Origin of the sequence: Paraburkholderia sp. SECH2 (assembly GCF_030464795.1) — a bacterium.
In the GTDB taxonomy this organism is placed as follows: Bacteria; Pseudomonadota; Gammaproteobacteria; order Burkholderiales; family Burkholderiaceae; genus Paraburkholderia; species Paraburkholderia aspalathi.
Genome location: NZ_JALPRH010000006.1, coordinates 183,680 through 203,973, shown reverse-complemented (window position 1 = coordinate 203,973; position 20,294 = coordinate 183,680). Strand labels below are relative to the sequence as shown.

Genomic DNA, 20,294 nt, shown 5'->3' with positions numbered 1-20,294 from the left:
TTAGTGACAGAGGTGGCGGAGCAACGCTTACGTTCCGCGCGGTGCTTAAACCGGCACCGGCGGCTCTTCGTACAACACGCCGTCGCGCAAGCGCATGATCCGGTCGCAACGTCCGGCCAGTTCCGGATCGTGCGTGACGATCACGAAGCTGGTGTCGAGCGTTTGCGACAGTTCGAGCATCAGGTTGAACACGGTGTCGGCGGTGCCGCCGTCCAGATTGCCGGTGGGTTCGTCGGCGAGTACGCAAGCGGGTTTTGTCACCAGCGCCCGCGCGATCGCGACACGTTGACGCTCGCCGCCCGACAGCTCACCTGGACGATGCTTCGCCCGATGTCCCATGCCGACGCGCTCCAGCACCGCGAGCGCTTCGCGCCGCGCGGCTTCGGTCGTCATCCGGCGGATCCGCAGCGGCATGGCGACGTTGTCGAGCGCGGTGAATTCGGGCAGCAGATGGTGGAACTGATACACGAACCCGAGCGCGCGATTACGCAGATCGTTGCGTTCGCGCTCGGAGAGCTTCGTAAAGGGCTTGCCCATTACCGAAACATGACCGGCACTTGGATCGTCGAGGCCGCCGAGCACATGCAGCAGCGTGCTCTTGCCGGACCCCGACGCGCCGACGATCGCCAGCTTTTCGCCGCGCCGGACATTCAGTTGCGCGTTGTTGAGGACCTGCACATTGAGGCCGCCCTGCACGAACGACTTCGAAATGCCGGTCGCTTCCAGCACATAGGGATGCAGCGCGTTATTTTGATCGGCCATGGCCAGGCTAGTGGAACGGTCATTCATAGCGCAGTGCCTCCGCAGGACGGACTTTCGCACCACGCCAGCTCGGATAAAGCGTCGCCAGCGCCGACATCACGAACGCGATGATGCCGATCCGCGCCACGTCGGCGGGAATCAGTTCAGACGGCAGTTCGCTGATGAAATACACAGACGGCGGCAGGAACTGCACGCCGAGCAGATGCTCGATCATCGGCACGAGCCACGGAATGCTCCACGCAATCAGGCAGCCGAGCGCGACGCCGGTCGCCGTGCCGATAAAGCCGATCGTCACGCCCTGCACCACGAATATCTTCATGATCGAGCCGGGCTGCGCCCCGAGCGTGCGCAGAATCGCGATGTCGGCCTGCTTGTTGGTCACCGTCATCACCAGCGACGACACCAGATTGAACGCCGCGACCGCGATGATCAGCGTGAGAATGATGAACATCATGCGTTTTTCGATCTGCACCGCCGAGAACCAGGTCTTGTTCTGCTGGGTCCAGTCGCGAATATACAAATCGCCGGACAGGCTGCGCGCCAGTTGATGCGCGACCTCCGGCGCCCGCTGCATGTCGGTCAGGCGCAGCCGCACGCCAGTCGGCGCGGATAGCCGGAACAGCGCCTGCGCGTCCTTGATATTGATCAGCGCGAGCGTGCTGTCGTATTCGTAATGCCCCGACTCGAAGATGCCCACCACCGTGAACTGTTTCAGCCGAGGCAGCATGCCGGCGGGCGTGATGGTGCCTTCGGGCGCGACCAGCGTGATCTTGTCGTTGACCGCCACACCGAGATTGGTGGCGAGGTCCGCGCCCAGCACGATGCCGAAGTCGCCCGGCACGAGGTCGGTCAGCTTGCCGCCCTTCATTTCCTTGCCGATGTCGGACACTTCGGGTTCGAGCGTAGGCTCGACGCCGCGCAGCGCCACGCCGCTCACGGCGTCCTGGCGCGTGAGCAGCGCCTGCGCTTCGACATACGGCGCCGCGCCGATCACTTCCTTGTTCTGGCGCGCTTCCTGGGCAGTCAATTGCCAGTTAGGCATCGAACCGGTCGGCGAAAAGATTTCGACGTGCGCCAGCACCGACAGCATCCGGTCGCGCACCTCTTTCTGGAAGCCGTTCATCACGGACAACACGACGATCAGCGCCGCGACGCCGAGCGCAATGCCCGACATCGACACGAGCGCGATGAAGGAAATGAAGCCGTTACCGGTCGTGCGTTTGCCGGCGCGGGTGTAGCGCCAGCCAATCTGCCATTCGTAGGGAAATTTCAAGCGAATCCTTTTCTGCGTTCTTCGTCTGCTCGCGGGCCTTTTGCCGCGCATGGCGGCGGCAGCTTGCGGCTGTCATGCGGCCCCGAGCGTCGTGATGATTGGTGTCGCGGCAACCCGGATGGTTCCGGTATGACGTTCCGGTGCGCTCCAGTGCCCCAAGCAACCCCCGCGCCACCGGAGCCATCGCCCCGTCCCTGCCGCCACTGCCGCCACTGCCGTCAATCAAGCGCGAAGTTTGCCATACAATGCCGCGAACACACGCAAAGGCCTTGCACGCGGGGTTCACGGCGAACGCACAGGCCTGCCGGCGGCATCGAGCACAACGCTCGCGGCGACAACCGGCCCGCCCGCCGCCTCGAGCCGCCCACACCCTAGCGCAGGTTATAGCGACTCCTCAGACCATTGATGATCCCGGCCGCCTCGCTGGCCGCCACGTCGCGCACTTCCGCATCCTTACGGTCGCGATGCAGATGGGTGATATCCCAGTTGCAGCCGTCCTCATCCTCGACGGTCTCGTGGAATCCGGTCGGGATCCAGCCGGCCGTGGCCGGATTGGCGTCGAGCGCCTGCACGACCAATCCGAGCAGTTCCTGCTCGGTTTTCAGTTCACGCGACATGTCGGTCTCCCTCGTCATGGGCGCGGTGCCGCCGCGCGCGGCTGCTGCCATCGGCGAGGCCCGGATGGGGGTGCCCGAATCCGCCGATATGGTCTGAATACTCGCACTCTTTGCCCTACAATGCGCAGCATCATGCACGCCAACCGTCTTCATCTTCTCCTGCCCTTCGCGCTGCCCGCCGCAGCGGACGCCTCCACCGCCCTGCACGATATTCAGAGTCCAGCCCTCGACCGGCTGATCGCCCGTGCGACGCTGGTCGAACGGGTGGTCGGTGAAGATTTTCAGCGCACGCTGCCGCACGAGCGCTGGGTGGCGCGCCAGTTCGGCGCGCTGCCGAGCGGCGCAGCTGCCGCCGACGAAGCGCCGCTTGCCCCGTACATGCTGCGCGCAGACGGCGGCGAACCCGGCAACGCCACGTGGGCCTGCGTGCAACCGGTGCACGTGCGTATCGCTCACGACCATCTGGTGCTGATCGATCCGGCCTCGCTCGAACTGTCCGACGACGAAGCCAGCGTGCTGCTGGCGATCGCCCGGCCGTTGATCGAGGAACTCGGCGTGCGCATCGAAGCGCCGAAGCCCGCGCGCTGGTACCTGTCGGGCGACGGCTTCGGCACGCTGGCAGGAGCGTCACCGTTGCGCGCGAGCGGCCGCAACATCGAAATCTGGCTGCCGCACGAGGCCCATTCCGGCGACCGTTCACGCGCCTGGATGAAGCTGCAGAACGAAGTCCAGATGGCATGGTTCGAGCATCCCGTCAATGAAGCGCGCGAGGCGCGCGGCCTGCCGGCTGTCAACTCGATCTGGTTTCACGCTCAAGGCGCGGCGCAGCCGGTGACGAGCCCGTTCGCGCGGGTATTTTCCGACGCGGCGGCCACGCGTGGCCTCGCCATGACTTCGGGCGTCCAGACCGCGGCGCCGCCGGCGTCGTTTGCGGCGTTCCAGGCCGCTACGGCGGCGAACGGCGCCTCGGGCAACACGTCGGGTGGCGCGTCAGTTAGCACGTCCGCCGACACACATGCCAACGGCGCCACGCTGGTCGAACTCGATCCTTTCTCCACGCCCTACATCGAGCAGGACTGGGCGCGCTGGAACGACGCCTTCGCCGCATTGCAAACCGACTGGTTCGAGCCCGCGCTCCAGGCACTGCAATCCGGCCAGTTAAACGAACTCGCCCTGACGCTGTGCGGCGACACCGGCTCGGTGACGCTCACGATCACGCGCGGCGACCTGCGCAAATTCTGGCGACGGCGCGTGTTCGCCTCGCTGTTTATCGAATGACCTATCGAATGATCCACGGCCTCTCCGAATGACTCGAATCGTTACGCGCGCCTCGTCACCCGTCGACGCCGAAGTCCTCACCCGCCACGGCCTGCATCCGGTGCTTGCGCGCCTGTACGCCGCGCGCGGCGTGTGCATGCCGGATGAAATCGAAACCGGTCTCGCCCGGCTCGTGCCGCCCGCCGGGCTCAAAGGCTGCGAAGACGCGGCCGCGCTGCTCGCCGACGCGATCCAGAACAAGCGCCGCATGCTGGTGGTCGCCGACTACGACTGTGATGGCGCCACCGCCTGCGCGGTCGCGGTGCGCGGCCTGCGCATGTTCGGCGGCCAGATCGAATATCTGGTGCCGAACCGCTTCGAATACGGCTATGGCCTCACGCCTGAGATCGTCGCGCTAGCCGCTCGCAGTGCATCGGGCAAGCCGGAACTGCTGATTACGGTCGATAACGGCATCGCCAGCGTCGATGGTGTGGAAGCGGCCAATGCGCTCGGCATCGACGTGCTGGTCACCGATCACCACCTCCCCGGCGACGAATTACCGGCAGCCCGCGCGATCGTCAATCCGAACCAGCCGGGGTGCACGTTCCCGAGCAAGTGCATCGCCGGCGTCGGCGTGATGTTTTATGTGCTGCTGGCATTGCGCGCGGAATTGCGCCGCCGCGGCGCCTTCAACGACGACTTCCCCGAGCCCCGTCTGGACGGCCTGCTCGATCTGGTCGCGCTCGGCACGGTGGCCGACGTGGTCAAGCTCGACGGCAATAACCGCGTACTGGTCGCGCAAGGTCTGCAGCGGATTCGCAAAGGCAAGATGCAGCCGGGCATCGCCGCCCTCTTTCGCGCCGCAGCGCGCGACGCCCGCAGCGCGTCGGGCTTCGACCTCGGTTTCGCGCTCGGGCCACGTCTGAATGCGGCCGGCCGCCTGTCGGACATGTCGCTCGGCATCGAGTGCCTGACCACCGACGACATCGGCCGTGCATGGGATCTCGCACAGCAGCTCGACACGATGAACCGCGAGCGCCGCGAAATCGAAGCAGGCATGCAGCAGCAGGCGCTCGAAGACCTCTCGGCGATCAATCCTGAGGGCGCGACCACCATCACCCTGTTCAATCCAAGCTGGCACCAGGGCGTGATCGGCATCGTCGCCGGACGGTTGAAGGAGAAATTCCACCGCCCGTCGTTCACGTTCGCGCTCGCCGACGATAGCGGCCAGCTCGTCAAAGGCTCGGGCCGCTCGATCTCGGGCTTCCATCTGCGTGACGCGCTCGATCTGATCTCGAAGCGCGAGCCAGGCCTGATCGTCAAATTTGGCGGCCACGCAATGGCGGCGGGTCTAACGATGGCCGCCGCCGACGTGCCGCGCTTCACCGCCGCGTTCGAGGCCGTGGGCCGCGAATGGCTCTCCGAAGAGGCGCTGTCGCGCACGGTCGAAACCGACGGCGAACTCGAAGACGCCTACTTCACACCGCAATTCGTCGAAATGCTCGACGCCGCCGTATGGGGCCAGGGCTTCCCGGCGCCGGTGTTTTCCGGCGAATTCGACATTGCGTCGCAGGCGCTGGTGAAAGACAAGCATCTGAAGCTGCAACTGGTGCGCGGTCGCCAGCGCTTCAACGCGATCTGGTTCAATCACACCGATACGCTGCCGGCACGCACCATCGTCGCCTACAGGCTCGCCAGCGACACGTGGAATGGCGTGTCGCGAGTGCAATTGATCGTCGAGCACGCGGCGAGTTAGCACGTTGCTCGAGATGCCCGCAGGATGCGCAACGGCGTCGAAAATCACCGCAAAATCAACCCCAAACCCGCGCCGGATCGCTCAAGAGCCTCCGGCGCGGGGCGCCGATCGGCTATAATTTCCCCTTTTTACGAAGCTATAAAAGATCGACATGGAAGCGGAACGTCTCAACGCGATCGAAGCCTCACTGGCGGACCTGCGCACGCGCGCGGACTCGCTACGGGGGTATCTTTGACTACGACGACAAGGCATTACGTCTGATCGAAGTCAACCGGGAACTCGAAGACCCGGACGTCTGGAACGACTCGAAGCACGCCCAGGCCCTCGGCCGGGAAAAAAAGCTGCTCGACGACACCGTCGGCAAACTCACGTCACTCGATAACGACTTGCGCGACGCGCAGGACCTGTTCGACATGGCCCGCGAAGAAGGCGACGAGGAAACCCTCGTCGCCTGCGAATCAGACGCGCAAGGCATCGAACAACGTGTCGCCGACATGGAATTCCGCCGGATGTTCGCGAATCCGGCCGACCCGAACAACGCCTTCCTCGACATTCAAGCCGGCGCCGGCGGCACCGAAGCGTGCGACTGGGCGTCCATGCTGTTGCGCCAGTACTTGCGCTACTGCGAGCGCAAGGGCTTCAAGACCGAAGTGCTGGAACAGACCGAAGGCGACGTCGCGGGCATCAAGAACGCCACGATCAAGATCGAAGGCGAATACGCATACGGCTTTTTGCGCACCGAAACCGGCGTGCACCGCCTCGTGCGCAAGTCGCCGTTCGATTCGTCCGGCGGCCGCCATACGTCGTTCTCGTCGGTGTTCGTGTACCCGGAAATCGACGATTCGATCGAAGTCGACATCAACCCGGCCGATCTGCGCATCGACACGTACCGCGCGTCCGGCGCGGGCGGTCAGCACATCAACAAGACCGATTCGGCCGTGCGGATTACGCATATGCCGTCGGGCATCGTCGTGCAGTGCCAGAACGACCGTTCACAGCACCGCAACCGCGCCGAAGCCATGGCCATGCTGAAATCGCGCCTGTACGAAGCGGAAATCCGCAAACGTCAGGCCGAGCAGGACAAGCTCGAAGCCGGCAAGACCGACGTGGGCTGGGGTCACCAGATCCGTTCGTACGTGCTGGACAACAGCCGTATCAAGGATCTGCGCACCAACGTCGAAATCAGCAATACCAAGAGCGTGCTCGACGGCGACCTCGATCCGTTCATCAGCGCCAGCCTGAAACAGGGCGTCTAAGCGCAACCGGCGCGGCATGCCTGACATCGCCGCGCCATATCTTTGCATCTTTGTTATAGCGCCTGACGTTTTTTACTGACTGGCCACCCGCATGCGGACGATCCTGGTGCGGGCCACCGAATACCAAACCATCATGACCGAACCGACCCAGCCTAATGCCGCGCCCGAGGGCGACGACAACAAGATCATGGCCGAGCGCCGCGAAAAGCTGCGCGAACTGCGTGAGCAAGGCGTCGCCTATCCGAACGATTTCCGCCCTACGCATCACGCCGAAGATCTGCAAACGCAGTACGCCGAGACCGACAAGGAAGCACTCGAAGCGAATCCGCTCGAAGTCGCGATCGCCGGCCGCATGATGCTCAAGCGCGTGATGGGCAAGGCGAGCTTCGCAACCGTGCGTGACGGTTCGGGTCAGATCCAGTTCTTCATCACGCCCGCCGACGTCGGCCAGGAAACGTACGACGCCTTCAAGAAGTGGGACATGGGCGACATCGTCGCGGCGCGCGGCGTGCTGTTCCGCACCAACAAGGGCGAACTCTCGGTGCGTTGCACCGAACTGCGTTTGCTGTCGAAGTCGCTGCGTCCACTGCCGGACAAGTTCCATGGTCTCGCCGACCAGGAAATGAAGTACCGCCAGCGCTACGTCGACCTGATCGTCACGCCGGAAACGCGCAAGACCTTCGTCGCACGCACCAAGGCGATGTCGTCGATCCGCAAGTTCATGGCGGACGCCGACTTCATGGAAGTCGAAACGCCGATGCTGCACCCGATTCCGGGCGGCGCGGCGGCCAAGCCGTTCACCACGCACCACAACGCGCTCGATATGCAGATGTTCCTGCGCATCGCGCCGGAACTGTATCTGAAGCGCCTCGTGGTCGGTGGCTTCGAGCGTGTGTTCGAGATCAACCGTAACTTCCGCAATGAGGGCGTGTCGGTCCGCCACAATCCGGAATTCACGATGATCGAGTTCTACGCGGCGTACACCGATTACAAGTGGATCATGGACTTCACCGAGCAGCTGATCCGCCAGGCGGCGGTCGATGCGCTCGGCAACGCGACGATCACCTATCAGGGGCGTGAGCTGGATCTGGCCAAGCCCTTCCATCGCTTGACGATCAGCCAGGCGATCCAGAAGTACGCGCCGCAGTACACGGACGCGCAACTCGGCGACGACGCCTTCCTGCGCACGGAACTGAAGAAGTTCGGCGTGGACGCATCGCAGCCGCAGTTCCTGAACGCCGGCGTCGGCGCGTTGCAACTGGCGCTGTTCGAAGAGACCGCCGAATCGCAATTGTGGGAGCCGACTTTCATCATCGACTACCCGATCGAAGTGTCGCCGCTGGCACGCGCGTCGGATAAGTTCGATGGCATCACCGAGCGTTTCGAGCTGTTCATCACGGGCCGTGAAATCGCCAACGGTTTCTCGGAGCTGAACGATCCGGAAGACCAGGCCGCCCGCTTCAAGAAGCAGGTCGACCAGAAAGACGCCGGCGACGAAGAAGCGATGTTCTACGACGCCGACTACATCCGCGCGCTGGAGTACGGCATGCCGCCGGCCGGCGGTTGCGGCATCGGCATCGACCGTCTGGTCATGATGCTGACCGACAGCCCGAGCATTCGCGACGTGATTCTGTTCCCGCATCTGCGCCGCGAAGACTGATCGTTGCGAGGTTCGTAAAAGAAAAACGCCCGGCTTGATGTCGGGCGTTTTTTCTTGCGGCTTGTGAAAAACACTGGCAGCCGAAAGCTGACGGTTTGTAACCATCGGTAAAAAGCGCGTATTCCCCGCTGGGCCGGGGTTTTCTTAAGTTGCTGCGGACCCGCAAGGAATCAGGCGCCCCGCTGCGCTGCGCGCGCTTTGACGCGAAAGCGCTGCGATGATTGCCCGGAAATGGTTACAAATTGAAACCCTTGCGGGATCGATTTGCCCGACACTCAGTCTCAATAACAGTCGACTCTGCTCCAGACGGAGGCCAATATGGATAATCCAGATACCAAGCCCACGCAACAACGTCGTCTTCACCCGCTCGTCGCTACTGCTGCGGGCGCAGTGATCATCGCAAGTCTTGCCGCGACAGCGGCCGTCACGGGCCTGTTCCCGAAGGCGTCGAGCAGCGGCTCGCAAACCGATCAGACCCAGGCGGCGCAAGTGAGCACCCAACCGGGCGTGGTCGATTCGGCGGCGCCGGCAAATCCGGCCGCTCAACAGGCAGCCGCGCAGGCCGAAGCGCAACAGCAGGCAGCGCAGCAACAGGCGCCTCAACGCGCTCCGGCGCCGACACAGCAGCAACAACAGTACGCTCAACAGCAACAGGCACAGCCGGCACCGCAGTACGCCCAGCAACAGCCGTCGCAACCGGCCTACTGCTCGACCTGCGGCACGGTCGAAGGCATCTCGGCGGTCCGTCAGGAAGGCCATGGCACGGGTATCGGTGCGGTCGGCGGCGCCGTGGCCGGCGGCGTAGTCGGCAACCAGTTCGGCAGCGGCAACGGCCGTACCGCGATGACGGTGCTGGGCGCACTCGGTGGCGGCCTGGCCGGTAACTCGGTCGAAAAGCACATCCGCAGCACGACGTCCTATTCGGTGCGGGTGCGGATGGAAAGCGGCAAGACGCGCTACTTCACGTATCACGAAGCGCCGCCGTTCCAGCAAGGCCAGCGCGTGCGAGTCGAAAACGGCACGCTCGTGGCAAGCTGACCACCTGAAGATTCTCCAGGCGTTAAAAAAGGCGATTCCAATGGAATCGCCTTTTTCTTTGCCGCAGCCGGAGCGGAATCAATCGCGCCCCGCCGCCACGGAACCACCGAGCATACTGCCCGCTCAGTAATCCGCGTCTTCGATCCATGCAGCCTGAATCGCTTCGAGGATCTTTTCGTTCGACCGGTTAGGATCGTCGTCGAAACCTTCCAGCTCGGTGACCCAACGGTGCAAATCAGTGAAGCGCACCTGCTGCGGATCGATGTCCTGGTGCTTGTCAGTCAGGGCCATCGCGATGTCTTGCGTATCGGTCCACTTCATGGCTGCATCCTCCAGTTAGTGATTTTCCTTCGCGTGATTGATCGAGTAGCGCGGGATCTCGACAACCAGATCCTGCTCGGCCGGCACCATCGCCTGGCACGACAGACGCGAGGCCGGTTCGAGCCCCCACGCCTTGTCCAGCAGATCGTCCTCGTCTTCCTCGGACGGCGTCAAGGCGGCGAAACCCTCACGCACGATCACGTGACAAGTCGTGCACGCGCAGGACTTCTCGCACGCGTGCTCGATTTCGATGCCGTGTTCGAGCAGATTGTCGCAGATGCTCTTGCCGGGCACGGCATCGATCACCGCGCCTTCCGGGCACAGTTCGACGTGGGGCAGCACAACGATTTGAGGCATACATTTTCCGTTTGGGTCTGCGGCACGGCGGCCGCAAACAGGCTCCGTACCATTTTACTGGCGCCACGCGGACTTTTTAAGTCCGTGCGGCGCGGTTCATTGCCGGCTGGCGCGCATCGCGCGGCCACGCCGCAAGACGCTCAAATCTCGTCGAGCTTGCGGCCGGCCAGCGCGCGGCGAATGCCCTTGTTCATGCGGCGGGCGGCGAATTCGTCGGTGCCTTCGGCAAGCGTTTTGGTCGCGGCTTCGATTGCGTCGACGTCGTCGCTTCCGGCGATGCTGCGCAATGCTGTGAGCAGCGTGTCGAGTTCGGCTCGTTCGCTGTCGTCGAGCAATTCGGCGTCAGCAGCGAGGGCCGCGTCGGTGGCTTCGACGAGTCGGCGCGCTTCGACTTGCGCTTCGCGCAGCGCGCGAGCACGCATGTCGACTTCGGCGGTCGAGAAGCTTTCTTCGAGCATGCGGGCGATGTCGTCGTCGGCGAGGCCGTAGGATGGCTTGACCACCACCGACGCTTCCACGCCCGAGCCCTGTTCACGTGCGAACACGGACAGCAGGCCGTCCGCGTCGACCTGATACGTGACGCGAATCCGCGCCGCACCGGCGGCCATCGGCGGAATGCCGCGCAGCTCGAAACGCGCGAGCGAACGGCAATCGCTGACGAGCTCGCGCTCGCCTTGCACGACGTGGATCGCCATGGCCGTCTGGCCGTCCTTGAAGGTCGTGAAATCCTGCGCGCGAGCGACCGGAATCGTCGAATTACGCGGGATGATCTTCTCGGTCAAACCGCCCATTGTTTCGACGCCGAGCGACAGCGGAATCACGTCGAGCAGCAGCCAGTCGTCGCCGTCGGCGCCGCGATTGCCCGCGAGCAGATCGGCCTGGATCGCCGCGCCGAGCGCGACGACCTGATCTGGGTCGAGGTTGATCAAAGGCGGCTGGCCGAAGAACGACTCGACCGCGCGGCGGATCACCGGCATGCGCGTCGCGCCGCCGACCAGCACCACGCCCTTGATGTCCTTGGTCACAACCTTCGCGTCGCGCAGTGCTTTTTTCGTCGGCCCAAGCGTGCGCTGAACCAGTGCCTGAGTGATGGCCTCGAAAGTGGCCTCGTCGACCGTCAGATCGATCTGGGTGCCGTTCGAGAGCGTTGCCTGTACCTTCGCATTCGGCGCGTCGGACAACGCCTCCTTGGTCACGCGTACGCTGTCGAGCAGCAGGCGGACATCTTCCGGTGCGAGCGTTTGCGGCGCGATGCCCGCCTGCTCCAGCACGTGACGATACAGGGCATGGTCGAAATCGTCGCCGCCGAGCGCGGAATCGCCGCCCGCCGCGAGTACTTCGAACACACCTTTGGTGAGCTTCAGAATCGACAGATCGAAGGTGCCGCCGCCGAGGTCGTAGACCGCGTAGAGACCTTCGGAACCGTTATCGAGGCCGTAGGCGATCGCGGCCGCGGTCGGCTCGTTCAGGAGACGCAGTACGTTCAAGCCAGCGAGACGCGCGGCATCTTTGGTCGCCTGGCGCTGCGCTTCGTCGAAATAGGCGGGCACGGTAATGACGGCACCGACCAGTTCGTCGCCGAGTGTGTCTTCGGCACGCTGGCGCAGCGTCGCAAGAATTTCCGCCGACACTTCGACCGGGCTCTTCACGCCGTCGACGGTGCGGATCTGCACCATGCCGGGCGCGTCGATGAAATCGTACGGCGCGTTCTCGGCGCCTTCTACTTCCGCCTTGCCGCGGCCCATGAAGCGCTTGACGGACACGATCGTGTTGCGCGGATCGGTCGCGGCTTCGGCCTTGGCCGTGCGGCCGATGCGGCGGCCGCCCTTTTCCAGGTAACGCACCACCGACGGCAGCAGCGCATAGCCGTCTTCGTCGGGCAGCACGTCCGGCACGCCGCTGCGCACGGCGGCAACGAGGGAATTGGTGGTGCCGAGATCGATACCGACCGCCAGACGCCGCTGATGGGGCGCCGGCGCCATGCCGGGTTCAGAGATTTGCAGTAGGGCCATCTGGATCTTCTCGGAGCCGCTGGGCCCCGTCCTGAATTTTTGCGTTGCTGGATGTATTGCTACGGCTGTTATCGCTGCGTATTCATGCGCGGCGGCACCGGGCCGCCTAACCGCTAGTTCTCGAGCCGCTCGATCTGCGTGCCGATTTCCGACGCCACCCGCTCGATGAACATCAACTGCCGCACTGCCTCGCCCGCCGCCTGATTTGCGCCGCTGTCGAGCAGCGCGCCGAGCTTGTCGAAACGCATGCGCTCTTCGTCGCGGAGTTCGGTCAGCAAGGCGTCGAGCGCATCGACGTTCTTCGCCGCGGCCGCGTCTTCAATGCCTTCGCGCCACTCCATCTGCTGCATCAGGAATGCCGGCTCCATCGCCGTGTTGTCATGCGCGCCGACGTCGATGCCGCGCAGGTGCAACAGATAGGTCGCGCGCTTCAACGGATCGCGCAGCGTCTGATATGCCTCGTTGGTGCGCGTCGCCCATTGCATCGCGATGCGCTTTTGCGCGTCGCCGGCCGCCGCGAAGCGGTCCGGATGCACTTGCGCCTGCACCGTGCGGTAGGCGTGATCGAGTGCCGCTGCGTCGAGCGCGAATTGCGCCGGCAGATCGAACAGGTCGAAGTGGCTGTCGTTCAGCGAGGCCATCGGATAAAAGGAGTCCGTTCAGGAAAGCGCACCGGAGTGCAGGCTAAAAACGCGGATCGAAAGCGCTGTGGAGACTCGCCGGCGGATTCTCAGCGACTAAGTCAGCCAAAAAAACCAACCCGGATGCGCGGATGAAACTAAAAAGGCGGCACGCGCCGCCTTTGATCCGCTGCACGCGGAGTGAGCCGATTTACACGCGGAACGATTCGCCGCAACCGCACTCGTCCTTCACGTTCGGGTTGTTGAACTTGAAGCCTTCGTTCAACCCTTCGCGTGCGAAGTCGAGTTCGGTACCGTCGATATAAGCGAGGCTCTTCGGGTCAACAATGATCTTCACGCCGTTGCAGTCGAACACTTCGTCTTCGGGCGTCAGTTCATCCACGTACTCGAGCTTGTAGGCCAAACCCGAGCACCCCGTGGTGCGCACGCCTACGCGCAGCCCGACACCCTTGCCGCGGCGAGTCAGATACTTCTGGACGTGCTGTGCTGCCTTTTCGGTCAACGTAATTGCCATAGCGTTTCTCATTGCGCCGCGCGTGTTCGTCACTCCTGTGCCTACTGACGCGCTGCTACCCTGCCTGCTTCAAATATCGCTCATGCCGGACGGTGTTTTTTGCTCGCACCGTCCGCTTCGACTTACCCAAATGCGCACTCTAACGAGCACCCACTCGCCGCTTACGCGTGTTGCTTGTCGCTTTCGACGACTGCTTCACCGTGACGTTGCTTGTAGTCGGCGACCGCTGCCTTGATCGCGTCTTCCGCGAGGATCGAGCAGTGGATCTTCACCGGCGGCAGCGCCAGTTCTTCGGCGATCTGCGTGTTCTTGATCGACATTGCCTGATCAAGCGTCTTGCCCTTCACCCATTCGGTGACGAGCGAGCTCGACGCAATCGCCGAACCGCAGCCGTACGTCTTGAACTTCGCGTCTTCGATGATGCCGTCCGCGCCCACGCGGATCTGCAACTTCATCACGTCGCCGCATGCCGGCGCGCCGACCATGCCCGTGCCGACTGCATCGTCGTCCTTCGCGAAGGAACCAACGTTGCGCGGGTTTTCGTAGTGGTCCAGAACCTTGTCGCTATAAGCCATGATGAGACTCCTTGATCCGTTTCAACCTGCAATTTGCAATTCGATAAATTCGACGTCGTCCAAACTGGCGCGTCAGTGCGCTGCCCACTGGATCGTCGAAATATCGATCCCGTCCTTGTGCATTTCCCACAGCGGCGACAAGTCGCGCAGCTTCGAAATCTTGGTCTTCAGCAGGTTGATCACGTAGTCGACATCCTGCTCGGTCGTGAAACGGCCCACCGTGAAGCGGATCGAGCTATGCGCCAGCTCGTCGTTACGACCCAGTGCGCGCAGCACATACGACGGTTCCAGCGAAGCCGACGTACACGCCGAACCCGACGACACCGCCACGTCCTTCACCGCCATGATCAGCGATTCGCCTTCGACGAAATTGAAGCTGATGTTCAGGTTGTGCGGCACACGCTTTTCCATGTCGCCGTTCACATACGTTTCTTCCATCTCCGACAGGCCGGCCAGCAGACGGTCGCGCAGCATGCGGATGCGTTCGTTTTCCGTTGCCATTTCTTCACGCGCGATACGGAACGCTTCGCCCATACCGACGATCTGGTGCGTAGCCAGCGTGCCCGAACGCATGCCGCGCTCGTGACCGCCGCCGTGCATCTGCGCTTCGATACGGATACGCGGCTTGCGACGCACGTACAGCGCGCCAATGCCCTTCGGACCGTACGTCTTGTGCGCCGAGAAAGACATCAGGTCGACCTTCAGCTTCTGCAGATCGATCGCGATCTTGCCGGTGGCTTGCGCCGCGTCGACGTGGAAAATGATGCCCTTTTCACGGGTGATCTCGCCGATCGCCTCGATGTCCTGGACCACGCCGATCTCGTTGTTCACCGACATGACCGACACCAGAATCGTGTCCGGGCGCAGCGCGGCCTTAAACTTTTCGAGGTCGATCAGGCCGTCGTCCTTCACGTCCAGATACGTGACTTCGAAGCCTTCGCGCTCGAGTTCGCGGCAGGTGTCGAGCACAGCCTTATGCTCGGTCTTCACCGTGATGATGTGCTTGCCCTTGCTCTTGTAGAAGTGCGCCGCACCCTTGATCGCGAGGTTGTCCGACTCCGTTGCGCCCGAGGTCCAGATAATCTCGCGCGGATCGGCATTCACCAGTGCGGCGACGTTCTCGCGCGCTTCTTCGACCGCGCGCTCCGCGGCCCAGCCATACGAGTGGCTACGCGACGCGGGGTTGCCGAACTGCTCGCGCAGGTACGGAATCATCTTGTCCACCACGCGCGGATCGATCGGCGTCGTCGCGCTGTAGTCCATGTAAATGGGCAGGTGGAGAGTGTCGTTGTTCATCAATTGCTCCGGGGACGTCATTGCTCTGGCTTCTGGTTTCCTGATCAGGCTGCGGTGCGTTCAGATTGCCGCGCCTAGGAACCGGCCATGTTGAAAACTGAATTAGGCCCTTTCGGCACGACGCGAGCGGGTTCGACCGCCGGCGCCTCGTTGCGCCGGTCGCGCAACACCGCCGGCGCACCTTCGCGCGAACGCTGCTGATCGACCAGATCTTTCAGGGACACCGAATCGAGGTACTCGACCATTTTCTGGTTCAGCGTGGACCACAATTCATGCGTCATGCAGTGGCCATCGTGCTGTTTGGTGCCCTCGCACGAGCCCTTGCCGCCGCATTGGGTGGCATCGAGCGGTTCGTCGACCGCGATGATGATGTCGGCGACGGTCACGTCTTCAGCACGGCGGGCCAGATTGTAGCCGCCGCCCGGTCCGCGCACGGACTCGACGATTTCGTGACGACGCAGCTTGCCAAACAGCTGCTCGAGATAGGACAGGGAGATATGTTGGCGCTGGCTGATACCCGCAAGCGTCACCGGGCCCTGCTCCTGGCGCAGTGCCAGGTCAATCATCGCCGTGACGGCGAAACGGCCTTTCGTGGTGAGTCTCATATGTGTGGGAACCGCAATTCTCGACAAGTTTGGTCAAGTATAAATACATGACTGAATTAGTCAAGTATCCCTATCGTGATTTGGGTCATTTGCTTAATTGCTGGATAAGCCGGTCCAGACTTCGGCGATGACCCGCCAGTCTTACGTGATCAATTGGGGACGCAACGCTGCGATCAGTCCGCGGCAGGCTGCTTCGCATTGATCCAGTACCTGCTCGAACCCTTCGGCGCCACCGAAATAAGGGTCGACGACTTCGCGAGCGCCGCCCCAGCGGCCGTCCGTCTCAGGCACGAATTCCATCAACAGACGGATTTTGTCGCGCTGCTCCGCCGGGCAGATCTGGCGCAGCGCGGCGACGTTTTTGTCGTCCATTGCGATCAGCAGATCGAAACGCTCGAAGTCCGCAGCCGCGACCTGGCGGCCGCGCAAGGCGGCCAACTCATAACCCCGCTGTTCAGCCGCGTGCTGCGCGCGGTCGTCAGGCGGTTGGCCGATGTGCCAGTCGCCCGTGCCGGCGGAATCGATCAGAATGCGCTCCGTCAACTTCGCCTCGTCGACCAGACGGCGCATCACGCCTTCCGCGGTCGGCGAACGGCAGATGTTCCCCAGGCAGACAAAGCAGACGGACACGGTTTTCATCAGAGGCTTTCGGACGCTCAACGCCCGCGGATCGGCAGTTAGGAAACGGTGGCGCGATTATACAAAGGTCGACCAGATCGCGCCGGAGGCTACGCGCGCTCAGGACGCCGCTAAGACGCTTACGACGCTTCAGCCGCCGGCATTGCCGTGACAGCGTGCATGGGTTTGGCCGGCAACGTCGTCGTGTTGTCGACCATGCCGTACGAGACGGCGCGCGCCAGTTCCGCGGTCAGTTGGTCAGCGGCGAGCGGAGCCTGCGAGGCGCGCGAAGCCGCGTCGCCGGAAATGTGCAGATAGGCTGCCGCAGCAAGCGGCACAACGATGGCGAGGGGCCAGTACACCGATATTGTCTTTTTCATGATGTGGTTTCTTCCGATTAGGGGCTCGTGAGTTCGTGACCCACTATGCCCAGTCGAAATGCTATAGGAATTTACAATCGGGAAAAACCTACTGGCGCGAGATACAGCGTTGCGCTGGATGGAACAGTCCATTAACTGGCCTGTCTCTGCCGCTACGACGCTGACCTGCGTCATGGCATGAAAAAGAAATCCTTACAAACGAATACAAAGCTGGTGCGACGCTTAGCGATAATAGCTGTCTTACAGATATGAAATCTTCGCACTGGTCGTTCCAATGAAACGTATTGCTCCACTCGCCGGTTTGATGGTCGCTGCTGCGTTGCTAGCCGGCTGCGCGGTCTATCCGGACGGCTCGCCGATGGCCGGCTACGGCGGCGGTTACAGCGGCTATGACGGTTACGATGGCTATGCCACCGGCGTGCCGGTTGTGCCGCAGACCAACGTCTACATGGGCTACAGCAATTATGGGGGCCCCGGTTACTACGATGGGCCCGGCCGCTATTACGGGCCCGGGCCCGGCTATCGGGGCTACCCGGGTTATCCGGACCGCGGGCGGCCGAATAACGGCAACGATGGAAACAACAACCGGGGAGATAACGGCTGGCATGGTCAGCCGAACGGCGGCGGGCAGCATGGGGGGCCGCCCCCTCAAGGTGCGGTTGGCGGGCCGAGAGGACCGAGCGGATCTAATGCTCCGCGGCCGGGAGCAGGCAACCCACCGCCGCCTCCGCCACAACAGGCAGGCAACAACGGTGGTCGCGGCAATGGCGGGAATTCGCAGGCCAGAAGCAATAACGGCCGCCAGCCAGGGATGACGGACCATTGATCCGGCGGGGCGCGACGCGGGCGTAGTCTCGCGTCGCGCTTCCTGTATGAGCCGCGCAAAACCTCAACGCTGCGCTGCTCGCTCAACCAATATGGCTGCGTTGCGCGGCGTACAACTCTCTGAACGTCCGGCCGACCGGCGCCGGCATATCCCGCGTGTTGGTCCAGCCCGCTCCACCCAGCGGCAACCTGGCAATCGAACGATTTCGCCCGCCCATTCTTTCCAGCACGCGAACCGCCAGCCTGGTGAAGAGCGCATAAGCGTCCGGGTGCAATGCGAGGAAGCCCCACACTGCGAGCCCTGCCCGCTCGCGCCACGGCCGCAGATGCCGCTCGACCTGCTTTTCGCGCAGCTTGCGCAGCAGATCGGACAACGGAATGCCTACCGGACACACGCTGTTGCACTCGCCGCACAACGTCGCCGCCTGAGGCAGATCCAGTGCCTTGTCGATCCCGACGTAGCTCGGCGTCAGCACTGACCCCATCGGCCCCGGATAAACCCAGCCGTAGGCGTGACCGCCCACCTTCTGATACACCGGGCAGTGATTCATGCATGCGCCGCAGCGGATACAGCGCAGCATGTCCTGGAAGTCGCCGCCGATCAGCCCCGTGCGCCCGCCGTCGACCAGCACCACGTACATATGCTCGGGGCCGTCCTGATCGCCGGCGCCGCGCGGCCCGGTCAGCACGGAGAAATAGTTGGACGTCGCCTGACCGGTTGCCGAGCGCGGCAGCAAACGCATTGCAGTCGCGAGATCTTCCAGCGTGGGCAACACCTTTTCGATGCCGGTCACCGCCACATGCACGCGTGGCATCACCGTGCACATGCCCTCGTTGCCCTCGTTCGTGACCAGCACGACCGAACCCGTCTCCGCCACCACGAAGTTGCCGCCGGTCACGCCCATGTCCGAGGTCATGAAGTGCGGACGCAGCATCTCGCGCGCTTCGCGGGTCATGTCGGTGATCTCGGTCAGACGCGGCCGGCCGTGCGTTTTCGCGAACAGGTCGGCGATCTCCTCCTTATCTTTATGGACGACCGGCGCGATGATGTGGCTGGGCGGCTCGTTGTCGTTGATCTGCAGAATGTATTCACCCAGATCGGTTTCGATCGATTGCACGCCCATCTGCCCGAGCACTTCGTTCAGGCGCATTTCCTCGGTGACCATCGACTTGGTCTTGATCACCTTCTTCACCTCGTGCCGGCGCGCAATATCGCCGACAAGGCGCGCGGCCTCCTGCGTCGTCTCGGCGAACAGGACCGTGACGCCGCGCCGGGTCGCTTCACGTTCGAAGGTTTCAAGCCAGACGTCGAGATTTTCCAGCGCGCGATTGCGACGCTCCTTCAGCGCTGCGCGGGTGGCGGGGAAATCGATCGCGGTCATGGCCGCAGCGCGGGCGGACACGAACTTGGTCGACAGCTTGGTCAGGTTCTGCTGCAGACGCTGGTCGGCGAGTTTCTGGCCCGCGCGGGCCTTGAAATGCATCGATTGGACTTGCATGGCGGCCTTGAGCGTATTCGAGTGAAAGCGCGAACGAAAAAAACAAGTGAAACGCGCTGTTGAAATGCGCGAGCGAAAAGCGAATCAAATGAACGAGTGAAGCGCGCGAAATGGCGTGTACCGAATCAACTGCGCGTTCTGGATGCTGCGACGATCGTTACGCGTCGCCCGCCAGCACCTGAGCGATGTGCAGCACGCGTGTAGCGGTATCGCCGGTGCGTCGCAAGCGGCCTTCAATATTCAGCATGCAACCGAGGTCGCCGAGCACCACCGTGCCGGCGCCGCTCGCGCCGATATTCGCGCATTTCTCATCGACGATTGCCGTGGAGATGTCACCGTACTTGATCGCGAAGGTGCCGCCAAAGCCACAGCAGTGCTCGCAATCCTTCATTTCGGTCACCGCCACGCCCACCTGCGCCAGCAGCGCGCGCGGCTGCATTTTGACACCCAGTTCGCGGAGCCCCGAACAGGAATCGTGGTACGTCACCTGGCCCGCGAACTCACCGGGTTGCAATTGCACCTTGGCCACGTTGACAAGGAAATCAGTCAACTCGAACACTTTGGCGCGCAAGCGGCCGAAGCGGTTCATCAACTCCGGATCGTCGGCAAACAGGTCGCCGTAATGCGCGCGGATCATCCCGCCGCACGAACCGGACGGCACCACGACATAGTCGAACTGTTCGAATTCACGCAGGGTTTTCTCGGCCAGATCGCGCGCGATGCGCCGCTCACCCGAGTTGTACGCGGGCTGCCCGCAACAGGTCTGCGCGGGCGGCACCACCACCTCGAAACCGGCGCCTTCGATCAGCTTGATGACCGAAAAACCGATTTCCGGACGCATCAGGTCGATCAGGCAGGTGACGAACAATCCGACTCGCATGAGCCCTCCTTCGGGAAAACGTCCCTGATTATCCGCTGTTTGCCGCACAATACCAACGGCCGGAAGGCATAAGACGAATGCCACGTTAAATTGGAATAGACGTTCCAACTGCTTTCCATCTTTTCACAATACGGGATACAATCAATTTCCGC

21 protein-coding genes are annotated in these 20,294 nt (G+C 62.9%); 6 read left to right on the top strand and 15 right to left on the bottom strand.

The window, feature by feature from the left end; translation table 11 throughout:
• Nucleotides 1-45: 45 nt before the first annotated feature.
• The 3 genes from lolD to M0D66_RS13865 all read right to left on the bottom strand — a co-directional run bounded on the left by lolD (nt 46) and on the right by M0D66_RS13865 (nt 2,652).
• Complete coding sequence (gene lolD / locus M0D66_RS13875) at nt 46-789, bottom strand: lipoprotein-releasing ABC transporter ATP-binding protein LolD (protein ID WP_093633547.1); 744 nt, start codon at nt 787-789, stop codon at nt 46-48.
• The gene (locus tag M0D66_RS13870) at nt 782-2,035 is read right to left on the bottom strand and encodes a lipoprotein-releasing ABC transporter permease subunit (protein WP_093633548.1); all 1,254 of its coding nucleotides are present in this window, start codon (nt 2,033-2,035) and stop codon (nt 782-784) included. The genes lolD and M0D66_RS13870 overlap by 8 nt, the downstream gene beginning before the upstream one ends.
• 371 nt (nt 2,036-2,406) lie before the next feature.
• Nucleotides 2,407-2,652: a hypothetical protein gene (locus M0D66_RS13865; protein WP_093633549.1), complete on the bottom strand. Its 246-nt coding sequence runs from the start codon at nt 2,650-2,652 to the stop codon at nt 2,407-2,409.
• A gap of 120 nt (nt 2,653-2,772) precedes the next feature.
• Between M0D66_RS13865 and M0D66_RS13860 the strand changes: the two genes are divergently transcribed.
• The 5 genes from M0D66_RS13860 to M0D66_RS13840 all read left to right on the top strand — a co-directional run bounded on the left by M0D66_RS13860 (nt 2,773) and on the right by M0D66_RS13840 (nt 9,619).
• Complete coding sequence (locus tag M0D66_RS13860) at nt 2,773-3,930, top strand: regulator (protein ID WP_266210906.1); 1,158 nt, start codon at nt 2,773-2,775, stop codon at nt 3,928-3,930.
• Between the two features lie 28 nt (nt 3,931-3,958).
• Nucleotides 3,959-5,665 carry a single-stranded-DNA-specific exonuclease RecJ gene (recJ, locus tag M0D66_RS13855; protein ID WP_211706229.1) on the top strand — a complete coding sequence of 569 codons (1,707 nt, stop codon included), beginning with the start codon at nt 3,959-3,961 and terminating at the stop codon, nt 5,663-5,665.
• A gap of 151 nt (nt 5,666-5,816) precedes the next feature.
• Nucleotides 5,817-6,921, top strand: a protein-coding gene (gene prfB, locus M0D66_RS13850) for a peptide chain release factor 2 (RefSeq protein ID WP_200650626.1) whose coding sequence is annotated in 2 segments (ribosomal slippage) — nt 5,817-5,897 and nt 5,899-6,921 — 1,104 coding nt in all. Because the reading frame shifts where the segments join, the coding sequence is not laid out codon by codon here.
• A gap of 133 nt (nt 6,922-7,054) precedes the next feature.
• Complete coding sequence (gene lysS, locus M0D66_RS13845) at nt 7,055-8,581, top strand: lysine--tRNA ligase (RefSeq protein WP_211706267.1); 1,527 nt, start codon at nt 7,055-7,057, stop codon at nt 8,579-8,581.
• Between the two features lie 318 nt (nt 8,582-8,899).
• Entirely contained in the window at nt 8,900-9,619 is a 720-nt protein-coding gene (locus tag M0D66_RS13840; protein ID WP_200573953.1) for a glycine zipper 2TM domain-containing protein, read from the top strand.
• 123 nt (nt 9,620-9,742) lie between these two features.
• Here M0D66_RS13840 and iscX read toward each other — a convergent pair whose 3' ends face one another.
• From iscX to M0D66_RS13790, 10 genes are all read right to left on the bottom strand, one after another.
• On the bottom strand, nt 9,743-9,940 hold the full coding sequence (iscX, locus tag M0D66_RS13835; protein WP_007181290.1) for a Fe-S cluster assembly protein IscX: 198 nt from the start codon (nt 9,938-9,940) through the stop codon (nt 9,743-9,745).
• Nucleotides 9,941-9,955: 15 nt separating this feature from the next.
• Complete coding sequence (fdx, locus tag M0D66_RS13830) at nt 9,956-10,297, bottom strand: ISC system 2Fe-2S type ferredoxin (protein ID WP_012433562.1); 342 nt, start codon at nt 10,295-10,297, stop codon at nt 9,956-9,958.
• Between the two features lie 140 nt (nt 10,298-10,437).
• Nucleotides 10,438-12,309, bottom strand: coding sequence for a Fe-S protein assembly chaperone HscA (gene hscA / locus M0D66_RS13825; RefSeq protein WP_211706228.1), 1,872 nt, complete (start codon nt 12,307-12,309; stop codon nt 10,438-10,440).
• Between the two features lie 113 nt (nt 12,310-12,422).
• The gene (hscB, locus tag M0D66_RS13820) at nt 12,423-12,950 is read right to left on the bottom strand and encodes a Fe-S protein assembly co-chaperone HscB (protein WP_093633554.1); all 528 of its coding nucleotides are present in this window, start codon (nt 12,948-12,950) and stop codon (nt 12,423-12,425) included.
• A gap of 190 nt (nt 12,951-13,140) precedes the next feature.
• Nucleotides 13,141-13,464: an iron-sulfur cluster assembly protein IscA gene (iscA, locus tag M0D66_RS13815; protein ID WP_200650629.1), complete on the bottom strand. Its 324-nt coding sequence runs from the start codon at nt 13,462-13,464 to the stop codon at nt 13,141-13,143.
• 161 nt (nt 13,465-13,625) lie between these two features.
• Nucleotides 13,626-14,039 carry a Fe-S cluster assembly scaffold IscU gene (iscU, locus tag M0D66_RS13810; RefSeq protein WP_093633555.1) on the bottom strand — a complete coding sequence of 138 codons (414 nt, stop codon included), beginning with the start codon at nt 14,037-14,039 and terminating at the stop codon, nt 13,626-13,628.
• Nucleotides 14,040-14,111: 72 nt separating this feature from the next.
• A complete protein-coding gene (locus M0D66_RS13805) occupies nt 14,112-15,335 on the bottom strand; it encodes an IscS subfamily cysteine desulfurase (protein WP_093633556.1) in 1,224 nt (407 codons plus the stop codon).
• Nucleotides 15,336-15,409: 74 nt separating this feature from the next.
• On the bottom strand, nt 15,410-15,940 hold the full coding sequence (gene iscR, locus M0D66_RS13800) for a Fe-S cluster assembly transcriptional regulator IscR (protein WP_028199491.1): 531 nt from the start codon (nt 15,938-15,940) through the stop codon (nt 15,410-15,412).
• 141 nt (nt 15,941-16,081) lie between these two features.
• Entirely contained in the window at nt 16,082-16,579 is a 498-nt protein-coding gene (locus tag M0D66_RS13795) for a low molecular weight protein-tyrosine-phosphatase (RefSeq protein ID WP_211706227.1), read from the bottom strand.
• A 119-nt stretch (nt 16,580-16,698) separates the two neighbouring features.
• The gene (locus tag M0D66_RS13790; RefSeq protein ID WP_211706226.1) at nt 16,699-16,938 is read right to left on the bottom strand and encodes a hypothetical protein; all 240 of its coding nucleotides are present in this window, start codon (nt 16,936-16,938) and stop codon (nt 16,699-16,701) included.
• A 274-nt stretch (nt 16,939-17,212) separates the two neighbouring features.
• On the opposite strand from M0D66_RS13790, the gene M0D66_RS13785 reads away from it, so the two are divergent.
• Nucleotides 17,213-17,764, top strand: a complete 552-nt coding sequence (locus M0D66_RS13785) for a hypothetical protein (protein WP_211706225.1) — start codon at nt 17,213-17,215, stop codon at nt 17,762-17,764.
• A gap of 82 nt (nt 17,765-17,846) precedes the next feature.
• Here M0D66_RS13785 and M0D66_RS13780 read toward each other — a convergent pair whose 3' ends face one another.
• Entirely contained in the window at nt 17,847-19,262 is a 1,416-nt protein-coding gene (locus tag M0D66_RS13780; RefSeq protein WP_211706224.1) for a lactate utilization protein B, read from the bottom strand.
• A gap of 157 nt (nt 19,263-19,419) precedes the next feature.
• A complete protein-coding gene (locus M0D66_RS13775; protein ID WP_211706223.1) occupies nt 19,420-20,142 on the bottom strand; it encodes a (Fe-S)-binding protein in 723 nt (240 codons plus the stop codon).
• Nucleotides 20,143-20,294 lie beyond the last annotated feature (152 nt).

Coding starts and splice junctions, on each gene's coding strand:
- lysS (WP_211706267.1), top strand. CDS start 7,055: ATGACCGAACCGACCCAGCCTAATGCCGCGCCCGAGGGCGACGACAAC.
- iscR (WP_028199491.1), bottom strand. CDS start 15,940: ATGAGACTCACCACGAAAGGCCGTTTCGCCGTCACGGCGATGATTGAC.
- hscA (WP_211706228.1), bottom strand. CDS start 12,309: ATGGCCCTACTGCAAATCTCTGAACCCGGCATGGCGCCGGCGCCCCAT.
- M0D66_RS13785 (WP_211706225.1), top strand. CDS start 17,213: ATGAAACGTATTGCTCCACTCGCCGGTTTGATGGTCGCTGCTGCGTTG.
- hscB (WP_093633554.1), bottom strand. CDS start 12,950: ATGGCCTCGCTGAACGACAGCCACTTCGACCTGTTCGATCTGCCGGCG.
- iscX (WP_007181290.1), bottom strand. CDS start 9,940: ATGAAGTGGACCGATACGCAAGACATCGCGATGGCCCTGACTGACAAG.
- iscA (WP_200650629.1), bottom strand. CDS start 13,464: ATGGCAATTACGTTGACCGAAAAGGCAGCACAGCACGTCCAGAAGTAT.
- M0D66_RS13790 (WP_211706226.1), bottom strand. CDS start 16,938: ATGAAAAAGACAATATCGGTGTACTGGCCCCTCGCCATCGTTGTGCCG.
- M0D66_RS13860 (WP_266210906.1), top strand. CDS start 2,773: ATGCGCAGCATCATGCACGCCAACCGTCTTCATCTTCTCCTGCCCTTC.
- recJ (WP_211706229.1), top strand. CDS start 3,959: ATGACTCGAATCGTTACGCGCGCCTCGTCACCCGTCGACGCCGAAGTC.
- M0D66_RS13795 (WP_211706227.1), bottom strand. CDS start 16,579: ATGAAAACCGTGTCCGTCTGCTTTGTCTGCCTGGGGAACATCTGCCGT.
- fdx (WP_012433562.1), bottom strand. CDS start 10,297: ATGCCTCAAATCGTTGTGCTGCCCCACGTCGAACTGTGCCCGGAAGGC.
- lolD (WP_093633547.1), bottom strand. CDS start 789: ATGAATGACCGTTCCACTAGCCTGGCCATGGCCGATCAAAATAACGCG.
- M0D66_RS13805 (WP_093633556.1), bottom strand. CDS start 15,335: ATGAACAACGACACTCTCCACCTGCCCATTTACATGGACTACAGCGCG.
- iscU (WP_093633555.1), bottom strand. CDS start 14,039: ATGGCTTATAGCGACAAGGTTCTGGACCACTACGAAAACCCGCGCAAC.
- M0D66_RS13840 (WP_200573953.1), top strand. CDS start 8,900: ATGGATAATCCAGATACCAAGCCCACGCAACAACGTCGTCTTCACCCG.
- M0D66_RS13775 (WP_211706223.1), bottom strand. CDS start 20,142: ATGCGAGTCGGATTGTTCGTCACCTGCCTGATCGACCTGATGCGTCCG.
- M0D66_RS13865 (WP_093633549.1), bottom strand. CDS start 2,652: ATGTCGCGTGAACTGAAAACCGAGCAGGAACTGCTCGGATTGGTCGTG.
- M0D66_RS13780 (WP_211706224.1), bottom strand. CDS start 19,262: ATGCAAGTCCAATCGATGCATTTCAAGGCCCGCGCGGGCCAGAAACTC.